This window comes from Streptomyces sp. Y20 (assembly GCF_043195475.1).
Classification (GTDB): domain Bacteria; phylum Actinomycetota; class Actinomycetes; order Streptomycetales; family Streptomycetaceae; genus Streptomyces.
Genome location: NZ_JBIDDP010000003.1, coordinates 379,896 through 391,816 on the forward strand (window position 1 = coordinate 379,896; position 11,921 = coordinate 391,816).

The 11,921-nt window shown below is 73.8% G+C and carries 9 protein-coding genes and 1 pseudogene; 3 read left to right on the plus strand and 7 right to left on the minus strand.

The window, feature by feature from the left end; genetic code table 11:
- Complete coding sequence (pdhA, locus tag ACGFT1_RS10030) at positions 1–1,209, minus strand: pyruvate dehydrogenase (acetyl-transferring) E1 component subunit alpha (protein ID WP_373908540.1); 1,209 nt, start codon at positions 1,207–1,209, stop codon at positions 1–3.
- A gap of 551 nt (positions 1,210–1,760) precedes the next feature.
- Between pdhA and ACGFT1_RS10035 the strand changes: the two genes are divergently transcribed.
- A complete protein-coding gene (locus ACGFT1_RS10035; protein ID WP_373908541.1) occupies positions 1,761–2,777 on the plus strand; it encodes a phosphotransferase in 1,017 nt (338 codons plus the stop codon).
- Between the two features lie 67 nt (positions 2,778–2,844).
- Here the strand turns inward: ACGFT1_RS10035 and ACGFT1_RS10040 are convergent, their stop codons facing one another.
- The gene (locus ACGFT1_RS10040) at positions 2,845–4,485 is read right to left on the minus strand and encodes a protein kinase (protein ID WP_373908542.1); all 1,641 of its coding nucleotides are present in this window, start codon (positions 4,483–4,485) and stop codon (positions 2,845–2,847) included.
- Between the two features lie 335 nt (positions 4,486–4,820).
- Between ACGFT1_RS10040 and ACGFT1_RS10045 the strand changes: the two genes are divergently transcribed.
- Positions 4,821–6,464: a protein kinase gene (locus tag ACGFT1_RS10045; protein WP_373908757.1), complete on the plus strand. Its 1,644-nt coding sequence runs from the start codon at positions 4,821–4,823 to the stop codon at positions 6,462–6,464.
- 113 nt (positions 6,465–6,577) lie between these two features.
- On the opposite strand, the gene ACGFT1_RS10050 is transcribed toward ACGFT1_RS10045, so the two are convergent.
- On the minus strand, positions 6,578–7,123 hold the full coding sequence (locus tag ACGFT1_RS10050) for a bacterial proteasome activator family protein (RefSeq protein WP_373908543.1): 546 nt from the start codon (positions 7,121–7,123) through the stop codon (positions 6,578–6,580).
- Positions 7,124–7,297: 174 nt separating this feature from the next.
- Here ACGFT1_RS10050 and ACGFT1_RS10055 point away from each other — a divergent pair, with 174 nt between their 5' ends.
- Positions 7,298–8,068, plus strand: coding sequence for a hypothetical protein (locus tag ACGFT1_RS10055; protein ID WP_373908544.1), 771 nt, complete (start codon positions 7,298–7,300; stop codon positions 8,066–8,068).
- Between the two features lie 67 nt (positions 8,069–8,135).
- On the opposite strand, the gene ACGFT1_RS10060 is transcribed toward ACGFT1_RS10055, so the two are convergent.
- The 4 genes and pseudogenes from ACGFT1_RS10060 to ACGFT1_RS10075 all read right to left on the minus strand — a co-directional run bounded on the left by ACGFT1_RS10060 (position 8,136) and on the right by ACGFT1_RS10075 (position 11,809).
- Complete coding sequence (locus tag ACGFT1_RS10060) at positions 8,136–9,116, minus strand: NAD(P)H-quinone oxidoreductase (protein ID WP_373908545.1); 981 nt, start codon at positions 9,114–9,116, stop codon at positions 8,136–8,138.
- A 29-nt stretch (positions 9,117–9,145) separates the two neighbouring features.
- Positions 9,146–9,454 (minus strand): annotated as a pseudogene (locus tag ACGFT1_RS10065) (Ion channel protein); the annotation flags it as partial.
- Between the two features lie 40 nt (positions 9,455–9,494).
- Positions 9,495–10,901: a molybdopterin molybdotransferase MoeA gene (locus tag ACGFT1_RS10070; RefSeq protein WP_373908546.1), complete on the minus strand. Its 1,407-nt coding sequence runs from the start codon at positions 10,899–10,901 to the stop codon at positions 9,495–9,497.
- Positions 10,898–11,809: an NTP transferase domain-containing protein gene (locus ACGFT1_RS10075; protein ID WP_373908547.1), complete on the minus strand. Its 912-nt coding sequence runs from the start codon at positions 11,807–11,809 to the stop codon at positions 10,898–10,900. Before ACGFT1_RS10075 ends, ACGFT1_RS10070 begins: the two co-directional genes overlap by 4 nt.
- Between the last annotated feature and the right edge of the window lie 112 nt (positions 11,810–11,921).

The window sequence follows — 11,921 nt, forward strand, 5'->3', positions numbered from 1 at the left end:
TCAGTGACCCCCTTCTTCCGCGAACGACGCCTGGTAGGCGGCGAACTGGGCGCGCTCCTCGTCGACGAGCGCGTGCCCGTCCGCATACGCGTTCTCGAAGATGGCGAAGTGGTCCGGGTCGGGCATGGCGCGGACCGCTTCGCGCACTCGTCTGCCCAACGTCTCGGACTCGGCCTCGAGTTCCGCGAAGAATCCCTCGTCCGTGTGGTTCGACGCCTCCAGGTAGCGGCGCAGGCGGAGGATCGGGTCCTTGGCCTCCCAGGCGAGCCGCTCCTCGTCGCCCCGGTACCGGCTGGGGTCGTCGGAGGTGGTGTGGGCGCCCATGCGGTAGGTGTACGCCTCGACCAGGGTCGGGCCCTCGCCGTTGCGGGCGCGCTCCAGCGCCCACTTGGTGACCGCGAGGCAGGCCAGCACGTCGTTGCCGTCGACGCGGACGCCGGGGAAGCCGTAGCCCTGGGCGCGCTGGTAGAGCGGCACGCGGGTCTGGCGCTCGGTCGGCTCGGAGATCGCCCACTGGTTGTTCTGGCAGAAGAACACCACGGGGGCGTTGTAGACCGCGGAGAAGGTGAACGATTCGGCCACGTCGCCCTGGCTGGAGGCGCCGTCACCGAAGTACGCGATGACCGCCGAGTCCGCGCCGTCCTTGGCGATGCCCATCGCGTAGCCGGTGGCGTGCAGCGCCTGGGAGCCGATGACGATCGTGTACAGGTGGAAGTTGTTGCTGTTCGGGTCCCAGCCGCCGTTGTTCACGCCGCGGAACATGCCGAGCAGGTTGGTCGGGTCGACGCCGCGGCACCAGGCGACGCCGTGCTCCCGATAGGTCGGGAAGACGTAGTCGTCCTCGCGGGTGGCCCGGCCGGAGCCGATCTGGGCGGCCTCCTGGCCCAGCAGGGAGGCCCACAGGCCCAGCTCTCCCTGGCGCTGCAGGGCGGTGGCCTCGGCGTCGAAGCGGCGGGTGAGCACCATGTCGCGGTACAGGCCGCGCAGCTCGTCGGGGGTGATGCCGGCGACGTAGGCGTCGTACTCGGCGTTCTTGACCCGCTTGCCCTCGGGGGTCAGGAGCTGCACCAGTTCCGGGCCGGCGTCCTTTCCGGCGGTGCTGCGGGTGGTGCGCTTGGTGCCGGTGGCTCCGGTCGTGTCGCCGGACGTGCCGGCCTTGCCTGCGGCGGTGCGTCGCGGCTTGCGCGCGGCACTGCTCTCCACGGTCACGTGTGCTCCTCCGTCGTTCCGGCCCCCGGGGTTGCCGGTAGGCCAGTGCGGCTCACCTGTCCGACCACCGGGCACGGGGTGGGTGCCACTCGGCCGGGAACAGGCGTGACAGGTGCCCCGGCGAGCGCCCTGCGGTCAACACGTTACCCAGTGCTTCACATTTCTGTGAAACCCCCTTTGACCTGCGATTTTGCTTGGATTTCCAAGTAAATCGAGGGGACGGGAAAGCGTGCTGGTCACAGCCTTGCGGCAGTCCGGAGCAACCGCACGTTATCCCGCGCACCCAGGTCACGGGAAGAGTCGTATGTGAGTCCGACCTCGCACACGAAGAGTGACAAGTCCGGATATCTCCCGCGACCGTCCCGTCCTCGTCCGCCGCCGCGCCCGGCGACGCCCACCGGGCGGGACCCCGGATGCTTCGCCGGCCGACGGAAAATCACCTCGTGTGACCGAAAGCGACCGTCGGCGACTGCGTGTGACAACGCGCAGCTCACAGGGCCTGCGTGTGCCCTACCATCTGCCGCGTGCCGCGCTCATGTGTACCACCCCTCATGTCCCACGCGCCCCCTCTGGGCCCCCTGCTGCGCCTGTACGGGGCGGGCACCGCCCTCGCCTGTGAGCCGGTCGACCAGGGGCTGCTCAACCGCGGATACCGGCTGTGCACCACGCGCGGCCGTTACTTCCTCAAGCACCATTTCGACCCGGACACCGCCGACCCGGCCGCCATCGAGCGCCGGCACCGGGCCACCCAGCGCCTGGCCGACCTCGGTGTCCCGGTCGCCCCGCCGCTCGCCCACCGCGGGGGCCGTACGGTCGCCGTCGTCGGCGGCCACGCCTACGCACTGCACCCCTGGATCGACGGCAGGCACCGCCACGGCGGTCAGCTCACGCGCGGGCAGAGCGCACGCCTGGGGGCCCTCCTGGGGGCCGTGCACGCCTGTCTGGAGCGCGTGATGCCACCCAAGGGGCGCACTCCCCCGGCGACCGGCCCCCATCCCGTGCGGAGCGCCGAGCCGGCCGACACCTTCGCCCTCATCGACGCCCTGCTCGGCCTCGTACGCCGGCACCGTCCAGCCGACGCGTTCGACGAGCTGGCCCGGCACCGGCTGCTGGAACGCCGCGCGCTCCTGGAGCAGCACGCCGGCCGGCGCCCGCCGCGTGGCGGCTCGGTGGGCTGGGTGCACGGCGACTTCCACCCGTTCAACCTGCTCTACAAGGACGACGCCCCGGCGGCCATCGTGGACTGGGACCGGCTCGGCGTGCAGCCGCGCGCGGAGGAGGCCGTACGTGCCGCGGTGATCTTCTTCGTCCGCCCCGGCGGGACGCTGGACCTGCCGAAAGTGCGTGCCTACGCGCGCGCCTACCGGCGCGCGGCCGGTGCCCCGTCCGCGGAGCTCGCGGCGGCCGCGCACCGGGTGTGGTGGGAACGGCTGAACGACTTCTGGATGCTGCGCTGGCACTACGAACGCGGCGACACGCGCGCGGACTGCCAGTTCCCGGCCGCGTCGGCGCTCGCGGTGTGGTGGACCCGCGAGTACGACGCCGTGTGCGACGCGTTCGTGCGGTGAGCCGGGCGGCGGGCCGGGAACGGGGTCAGACCCCGGGGATCGCCGTCCCGGTCGCCGTGGGTGTCCTTCAACCGGTGGTGTCGCCCGTGCTGCCGTCCGTCGTGGTGCCCGCGGTGGCACCGCCGTCCCCGGTGCCCGCGTCCGCGCCCGCGTCGGTGGTCCCGGTGTCCGTGCCCCCGTCGGTGGTGCCGGCGTCCGTGCCGCCGTTCGTCGGGTCCGTGGGCTGGGACTGCGAGGTCTGCGGGTCCGACGGCTCGTCGCTCGGGGTGGAGTCGGTCGGCTGCGACGGGGTGTAGGACGGCGTGGACGCCGGCGGCCAGCCGTTGCCGGTCCCGGTCCCGGTGTCCGAGCCCGTGTGCGTGGACGGGTCCGAGGGGCGGCCGGTGTCCTCGTCGGACGGGCTCGCGGAGGGTTTCTCGTGCTTGGTGCTCTTGGAGTGGGTGCTCGACGGCTTGGTGTCGGTGCCCGTACCGCCGCCGCCGCTGCCGCCGCCGCCCTTCAGCGCCAGCGCCACCCCGGCCGCGATCGCGACGACCGCGAGGACGGCGAGGATCCACATCTTGCCGCGTCCGCTGCCCTTGTTGCCGTGCCCCTCGAAACCGCCGTCGTCACCGCTGCCGTAGCCCGTCGGCAGGATCGGCTGCGGGATCTGCGCGGTGCCCGAGGCGTCCATCGGGTGCGGCATCACGGTCGTGCCGGCGAAGCCGCCCACCGGGGTGTGCCGGCCGTCGTGCGCCACCACCGCGCCGGTGTTCCAGGTGCCGGTGTGGCCGCCCTGCTCGTACAGCATCTGGAGGCCGTACTGCACCAGGCCGCGCATCTCCTCGGCCGTCTGGAACCGGTCGTCGGGATCCTTGGCGAGGGAGCGCATGACCAGGCCGTCCAGCTCCGGCGGGCACGTCCCCTCCGCGACCTGCGACGGCGGCACCGGGATGTCCTGGACGTGCTGGTAGACCACCGACAGCGGCGTCTCACCGGTGAACGGGGGCCTGAGCGAGAGCAGTTCGTACAGCAGGCAGCCGGTGGCGTACAGGTCGGAGCGGTGGTCGACGGCCTTGCCGAGCGCCTGCTCCGGGGAGAGGTACTGCGGGGTACCCATGACCATGCCGGTCTGCGTCATCGTCGTGGACGCGCCGTGCAGGGCGCGGGCGATGCCGAAGTCCATCACCTTGACGGCACCGCTGTGGGTGATGATGACATTCGCCGGCTTGATGTCACGGTGCACGATGCCATGCTGGTGCGAGTAGGCGAGCGCCTCCAGTACCCCGGAGACGATGATCAGGGCCTGTTCGGGGCCCGGCGCCTCGGCGTTCAGCAGCAGGTCGCGGATGGTGCGGCCCTCGACCAGCTCCATGACGATGTACGGCACGGACTGGCCGCCCACGCTGTCCTCGCCGGAGTCGTACACGGCGACGATCGCGTGGTGGTTGAGGCCGGCGACCGACTGGGCCTCACGGGTGAAGCGGGCCTTGGAGACCGGGTCCTCGGCCAGGTCCGCGCGGAGCAGTTTGACCGCCACGGTACGGCCCAGGCGGACGTCCTCCGCCGCGAACACCTCGGCCATGCCGCCCCGGCCCAGCCGGTGCGTGAGCCGGTACCGGCCGTCGCCGACGAGCCCTCCGTTGCCCCACATCTCCGGCGCGTCCGACATGCCGCCGCCAGTCGCCTCGGGGTCGGACGGGCCCTGAGAGCGCTGCTGCTGTGCCATCAGTCCTCGCCGTCGTTTCTGCCCGCGGTGCGCGCGGTGTTGTCACGGTCTCCGTCGGCCACGCTACAGCCTCCGCGGGGGCCACCGGTCCGGAACCACGACCGGGACGGGTCCGCGACGGACCGGTCATGAAACCTGTAGCACGCGCTGTCGTGCAAATTCCGTATGCCTGCCGTACGACACCGGTAACGCTTGCGCGACGCTTCTTGCGCGTACGGTCACGGAACGGGCACCGAGCTTGACGTGCCCGTGCCCTGGGGCAGACTTGGCCGGGAATGAGCCATTCGATCAAGGCCTCGCCGGTGACGGCGCCGGGGCCGGTGGGGGACGCGGAGATGAGCCAGGACGGCGCACACGGCCACGGCCGGTACGCGGGGCAGGCGCTGGCCGGTGGCCGCTACCAGCTGCGCGATCTGCTGGGTGAGGGCGGCATGGCCTCGGTGCACCTCGCGTACGACGCCGTGCTGGACCGCCAGGTGGCCATCAAGACGCTGCACACCGAACTCGGCCGGGAGCAGGCCTTCCGCGAGCGGTTCCGCCGCGAGGCGCAGGCCGTGGCCAAGCTCACCCACACCAACATCGTCTCCGTCTTCGACACGGGCGAGGACGAGCTGAACGGCATGGCGACGCCGTACATCGTCATGGAGTACGTCGAGGGCCGTCCGCTGGGCTCGGTCCTGGCCGAGGACATCCGGCAGTACGGCGCGATGCCCGCCGACAAGGCCCTGAAGCTCACCGCCGACGTGCTCGCCGCACTGGAGATCAGCCACGAGAAGGGGCTGGTCCACCGCGACATCAAGCCGGGCAACGTGATGATGACCAAGCGCGGCGTGGTCAAGGTCATGGACTTCGGCATCGCCCGCGCCATGCAGTCCGGCGTCACCTCGATGACCCAGACCGGCATGGTCGTCGGCACCCCGCAGTACCTCTCGCCCGAGCAGGCCCTCGGCCGCGGTGTGGACGCCCGCTCCGACCTGTACTCGGTCGGCATCATGCTGTTCCAGCTGGTGACCGGGCGGCTGCCGTTCGACGCGGACTCGCCGCTGGCGATCGCGTACGCGCACGTGCAGGAGGAGCCGGTGGCGCCCTCCTCGGTCAACCGCGCGCTGCCGCCGGCCGTGGACGCGCTGGTCGCCCGCGCGTTGAGGAAGAACCCGAACGAGCGTTTCCCGACCGCCGAGTCCATGCGGGACGAGTGCCTGCGCGTCGCCGGGTCCCTCCGGGCGGCCCCGCCGAGCATCGTGCCGGGCGCCGGCCCGGCCCAGAGCGGGGCGGGCGTCGCCTCCGCGGTGTTCCCGCCGGTCGACCGGTCGGCCCCGGCGCCGCACGGGCCGGTGCAGACGCCGTACCAGCCCACCCCGGCCCACAACCCCTACGGCCAGCCGACGCCCGCTCCGGCCTACGGCTACCCCCAGCAGGGCGGCTACCAGACGCCCCCGATGGGCTACGGCCCGCAGACCGCCCCGACCCCGCCGCCGTACACCGTCACGCCGCAGCCTGCCCCGCATCCCTCCGGTGCCGGGCCGGGCAAGCGCCGCCGGCCGCTGGTGATCGGCTCGATCACGGTGGCGGCCGTCGCGGTCGCCGGACTGATCGTCGCCCTCACGCTGAAGAACGCCGGCGACGACATCAAGGGTGTGGCCGGTGGTTCGAGCGCCTCGGCGTCCGCCTCGCACCGGACCGGTTACCGCGGGCCGGACACCACGCGGCGGATCGACAAGTCGGAGTGCACCGAGCCGCAGGAGTCGTACACCGACCCGAAGAAGGTCGAGATGCCCGACTTCCGGTACAAGGACATCGGCTCCGTGAAGAAGTGCCTCCAGGCCGCGGGCTGGAAGTGGAGCATCGACCACGAGGACGACGACACCTGGGGCGAGGGGACCGTGCTGAAGCAGTTCCCCGACCATGGCACCGACGTCAACCCCCACAACGTGGGCACCATCGACCTGAGCGTGTCGACGGGCAATCCGCCGCAGTGACGCCCTGCCGGGCACGGTGAGGCCGAACCGGACGCGGTGAGGGCCCGGCGGGTGTCCGCCGGGCCCTTCGGATGTCGTGACCCGTGGCCTCGTGGCCGGGTGGGATCGGCTGCCTACAGGTACGGTCCGCCCGTGTGGGCGCCGCCGCGGGGGTCGTCGACCAGCCCGTCGGGGCCGGACACGCCCGGAGGGAGCGCGCGGCGCATCTGCTCCAGCTGGGCCCGCGCGGCCATCTGCTGGGCGAACAGCGTCGTCTGGATCCCGTGGAAGAGGCCCTCCAGCCAGCCCACCAGCTGCGCCTGCGCGATCCGCAGTTCCGCGTCGCTCGGGGTCACCTCGTCGGTGAACGGCAGGGAGAGCCGTTCCAGTTCCTCGACCAGCTCCGGCGCCAGTCCGTCCTCCAGCTCCTTCACCGAGCTGGCGTGGATGTCCTTCAGCCGCACCCGGCTGGCCTCGTCGAGGGGAGCCGCGCGCACTTCCTCCAGGAGCTGCTTGATCATGCTGCCGATCCGCATCACCTTGGCCGGCTGTTCCACCATCTCCGTCACCGGGGTCTCGCGGGAGTCCTCGTCCCCGCCGCCACCGAGCGCCATCCCGTCCTGCCCCACGACGAGGATCTGGGGATTCTCCGGCGACCGTTCGTTCCTCGGCATCTCCATGGCGCCATTGTCTCGCACGCCACCACCTCACCACCGTGGTGCCCCCCCGTGTGGCCGATCCGCCGTTTAGACCTGACGGCGCAACCCGAAATGCCCCAGCAGCCGACGAATGTGAGGCTTGTCCCCGTCGGTTTTCCATCGGTCACGACACCTGGGTTCCGGGAGGTCACCGACGTGACTCCATGCCTGCGGCTCGCGCCGCGCTGCGTAGGGCTGCTGCTCTTCCTCACGGCGGCGGCTCTGCCGGCGTACGGCACCACCGTCGCGTACGGCGCCACACCTGCCCACGCCGGCGAGCGGGGTCCCGTCCGCCCGTCGGCTCCGGGGCACCGGGTCCCGCCGGGGCCGGCGCTACCGGGCGCCACGGCACCGGGCCTCGGGCGGCCCGGCCGGGACGGGCCCGACGGCCGTGACCCGGGCCACGGCCGGCCGGGTCACGGCCTCCCAGCTCCCGCCACCGCCGCCCTCGGTCCCGCGCCGGGCCCGCGCGACCCGGACCCGCCCGCCGGCGAACCGCCGGCCGCCGTCGTCCCCGTGCCGTCCGGCCCGGCGTCGGCGTCGGTCCGCCCCTCGGTCTCCGCCCGCCTCGCCGCCGAACCGTCCCGGGCGGGCAGCCGGGCGGGTGAGGGACGGATACGGCCGGGCCGGCCGGACGGGCCCGCCGCCGAGGTGGAGGGCGACGAGCCCGACACCGAGGCCGCGCGGGCGGAGGAGCCGGAGACGGCGGACGTACCGGACGGGACGCCGACGGCCTCACCGCCGCCCGAGGAAGCCGGACTCGACCCCGCCAGGCCTTCCCTGCGGCCGGCGGCCCGGCAGGCGGTCCAGCAGGGCGAGGGCCCCACGGAGCCGGTCCTGCGGATCCTCCCGCTGGGCACGGGCCTGGTCCTCATCGGCCTGGGCCTGGCCCTGGCCCTCCTGGGCCTGAGACTGCGCAGGACCTGACTCCCGGGACCCCGGGTGTTCCCGGCCCCGCTCGGGTCCCGCGCGAGCCGTCCACCGGCCGCTTCCGTTACGGCGCCACCAGGAGCACCTTGCCGATGTGGCCGCTCGCCTCCACCAGGTGGTGGGCCTCGGGAGCCTGGGGCATCGGCACTTCGCGGTCGACGACCGGGCGGACGTGGCCGTCGGCGAGCAGCGGCCACACGTGTTCGCGTACGGCGGCGACGATGGTCGCCTTCTCGTCCAGCGGACGGGCGCGCAGCGAGGTGGCGCTGACCGCGGCACGCTTCGCGAGGAGCGCGCCGATGTTCAGCTCGCCCTTGGTGCCGCCCTGCATGCCGATGATGGCGAGGCGCCCGTTGACGGCGAGGGCCTGGACGTTGCGGTCCAGGTACTTGGCGCCCATGTTGTCGAGGATGACGTCGGCACCCGCGCCGCCGGTGGCTTCCTTGATCTCGGCGACGAAGTCCTGCTCGCGGTAGTTGATCAGCACGTCGGCGCCCAGCTCGGCGCAGAAGTCCAGTTTCTCCTTCGTGCCGGCGGTCACCGCCACCCTGGCGCCGAGGGCCTTGGCGAGCTGGATCGCCATGGTGCCGATGCCGCTGGAGCCGCCGTGCACCAGCAGCGTCTCGTCGGGACGCAGGTGGGCGACCATGAACACGTTGGACCAGACCGTGCAGGCCACCTCGGGCAGCGCTGCGGCCTGCCGGAGGTCGACGCCCCGGGGGACGGGCAGCAGTTGTCCGGCCGGTACGGCGACCTTCTCGGCGTAGCCGCCGCCGGCGAGCAGCGCGCACACCTCGTCACCGACGGACCAGCCGGACACCCCGGGGCCGAGCGCGGCGATCCGGCCGGAGCACTCCAGGCCGGGATGGGCGGACGCGCCGGGCGGCGGGTCGTAGAAGCCCTGCCGTTGCATGATGTCCGCGCGGTTGACGGCGCTGGCCACCACCTCGACCAGGACCTCGCCCTCGCCGGGCACCGGATCGGGGACCTCGTCCCACACCAGAGCCTCGGGACCACCAGGTTGGGGAATCGTGATCGCATGCATGCGGGTGACGCTACCCCCCGCGGGCCCCGTCACCCGTGTGGGAGGGGGCGGGTGTCCGGGGTGATCCGGGCGCCGGGCGTGACACGGACGATGGTGATGAGCCGGTCGGTCAGCTGGAGGGTGCCGAGCGGCGGATCGTCGTAGCCGGGCACGCGGTGTCCCCGGACGAAGCTGACCACGAGGTCGTCCGTCTCGCGCGGCTTCCTGCCCGCCTCGCCGCGGACGACCGGCCGTTCGACGATGTCGAGCCCGCTGCCCTGCCGGATCAGGTCCTCCATCACCATGCCGGCGGCGGGGCTGGGCACGGAGAGCCCCAGCAGCCGGCCGGCCACGCATGCTCGCCCGCCTGGCGGGCGAGGGCGTCCTGTCCCGGTGGTTTCACGTGAAACACACTCCGATCCCGGCGGTCGCCCACGGCAGGTCCAGCAGCTCCGCCTCCTCGTCCTGCCGGGCCCCGCCCGGCGGTACGACGGCCAGTGCGTCGGCCGCGGCGATACCGCGAAGCATGGCCGGGCCGTTGTAGTGCAGCGGCACGGCATGGTCACCCCGCAGCACGACGGGGACGAGCCGGGTGTCGTACGGATGCCCGTGCACCGCCTCGCGCAGCGGCAGCGTGTACGGCTCGGGGGCGGGACGGGCGGCGAGGGTGCGCAGCAGCGGCTCGGCGAGCGTGAGCAGGCCGGAGACGGCGGCGAGCGGGTTTCCGGGCAGCCCGACGAGGTGCTGGTTCTCGTTCGTGCGGGCCAGGAGCATCGGGTGGCCGGGGCGCACCTTGACGCCGTCGACGAGGAGTTCGGCGCCGATGCGTTCCAGGACCGGGTGGACGTGGTCGACCGGTCCGGCCGCGGTGCCGCCCGTGGTGACGATGAGATCGGCGCCGGAGGAGGTGACCGCCTTGCGGAGCGCCCGGGCGTCGTCCCCGAGTCGGCGTACGGCGACGACCTCGGCGCCGAGCGCCCGCAGCCAGGGCGGCAGCATGGGGCCGAGCGCGTCCCGGATCAGCCCGTCGTGCGGGAGTCCGCCGGTCAGCAGCTCGTCGCCGAGGACGAGGACCTCGGCCCGGGGGCGGGGTACAGCGGTGACCGTGTCGTATCCGGCCGCGGCGGCCAGGCCCAGGACGGCCGGGGTGACCAGGGTGCCGACGGGCAGCAACTGGTCACCGCTGCGGCATTCCTGGCCGCGGGGGCGGATGTCCTGGCCGTGGAGCATGTCGCGGGTGGCGTGCAGGCGGCCCTGAGCGTCGGTACGGCCGTGCTCGGCGCGCAGGACGGCGGTCGTGTCGGCGGGGATCCGGGCGCCCGTGGCGATGCGGACCGCCTCGCCGTCGGTCAGCGGCCCGGGTTGCGCGTGCCCGGCGAGCACGCCCTCGGCCCGTACCTGCCAGGGGCCGGGTCCGGCCACGGCCCAGCCGTCCATCGCGGAGGTGTCGAAGGAGGGCAGGTCGGTCAGCGCGTCGAGGGGGGCGGCCAGGACCAGTCCGAGGGCGTCACCGAGCGGTACGGAGACGCGGGTACGGCGGGCACCGGCGGTCGCGGCCGCCGTGCCGTTCGGGGCGGGGGGGCGCGCGGCGCGGGCGGCGATCTCACGGGCCCGGGGCCAGGCCGTGGCCCTGTGCCGCTCGGCGGGCTGCCCGCCGGACGGCTGCGGGGCCGGGGCGGTCGCGTGGCCCTCGCTGTCGTTCCCGGCTTCCCGGGGGGCTTCCCTCACGAGGGCCAGGGCCTCCTCGACGTCGAGGTCGTCGCTCTCCTCGGTGGCTTCCTGGGCGCGGGTGCCGGGGGCGGTCATCCGGCGTCCGGGGCGCTCGGGCCCCCGCTGCTCTCTTCCGTGCCCCCGTCACTCTCCTCCGCCCACCGCAGGGCCAGCGCGGCGGCCTTGCGGGCGGCCTCCGCGACGGCCTCGGGGCCGCCCCGGCCCTGTGCCGCGGCGTAGCCGACGAGGAACGTGGTCAGCGGGGCGGCCGGCCGGGCCACGCCGTGCGCGGCGTCACGGGCCAGGTCGAGCAGGCCGCCGGTGTCGACGTCCAGGTCGATGCCCAGCTCGTCCTTGACTGCGGAGATCCATTCATCCAACACGTGCCCATGCTCCCTGATCCGTGCCCTGGCATGGGCGATGTCGTCCCAGGTGTCGCAGTCGAAGGACGCCTGCGCATCCGGGACGCGGGTGAGGCGGAGGGCGCCCGTCAGCCGGCGCAGGGGCAGCCCGGAGAGGCCGTCGGGTGCGGCGGCGAGGGCGGTCAGCTCGCGGCGGAGCGCGGCGGTGCGGTAGGCGGCCACGAGCGGCTGCTCACGGCCGCCGGGGTCGGTGAGCAGCGCGCCGTCGGCGCCGGAGTCCCGTAGGGCGGTCAGCAACCGCCGGACGGTGGCCCGCTGAAGAAACGGCAGGTCGGCGGAGAGGACGACGGTGTGCGCGGCGGCGGTGTGCCGCAGGCCGGCCGCCAGCGCGGCGACCGGTCCGCCGCCGGACGGCTCCTCGCGCGCCCAGCGCACCGGCCGGGCGGTGGGCCGGGGCGCGGCCACCACGACGGTCGTCCGGGCGCCCGCGCAGGCCGCGAGCACCCGGTCGAGGAGCGTACGGCCGCCGACCCGGAGACCGGGCTTGTCGGCCCCACCGAGCCGCCGGGCGGCACCGCCGGCCAGTACGACGGCGTCGTACGGCGCGGATGCCCCGGGCGTGGCGTGGGTGGTGTCGGTCACCCTCCGAGTATGTCCTGCCGGCTTCTCCCTCCGGTGTCGGCGTACGTCACACGGTGTGCCCGCTCACCTCGCGCGGGGGTGCGCTCCGTCTCTCGCGGGGTGCGTCCACGGG

Excerpts from the sequence above, each read along its gene's own strand:
- ACGFT1_RS10050 (WP_373908543.1), bottom strand. The coding sequence starts at position 7,123 with ATGGAGATGCCGAGGAACGAACGGTCGCCGGAGAATCCCCAGATCCTC.
- ACGFT1_RS10060 (WP_373908545.1), bottom strand. The coding sequence starts at position 9,116 with ATGCATGCGATCACGATTCCCCAACCTGGTGGTCCCGAGGCTCTGGTG.
- ACGFT1_RS10045 (WP_373908757.1), top strand. The coding sequence starts at position 4,821 with ATGAGCCAGGACGGCGCACACGGCCACGGCCGGTACGCGGGGCAGGCG.
- ACGFT1_RS10035 (WP_373908541.1), top strand. The coding sequence starts at position 1,761 with ATGTCCCACGCGCCCCCTCTGGGCCCCCTGCTGCGCCTGTACGGGGCG.
- ACGFT1_RS10070 (WP_373908546.1), bottom strand. The coding sequence starts at position 10,901 with ATGACCGCCCCCGGCACCCGCGCCCAGGAAGCCACCGAGGAGAGCGAC.
- ACGFT1_RS10040 (WP_373908542.1), bottom strand. The coding sequence starts at position 4,485 with ATGGCACAGCAGCAGCGCTCTCAGGGCCCGTCCGACCCCGAGGCGACT.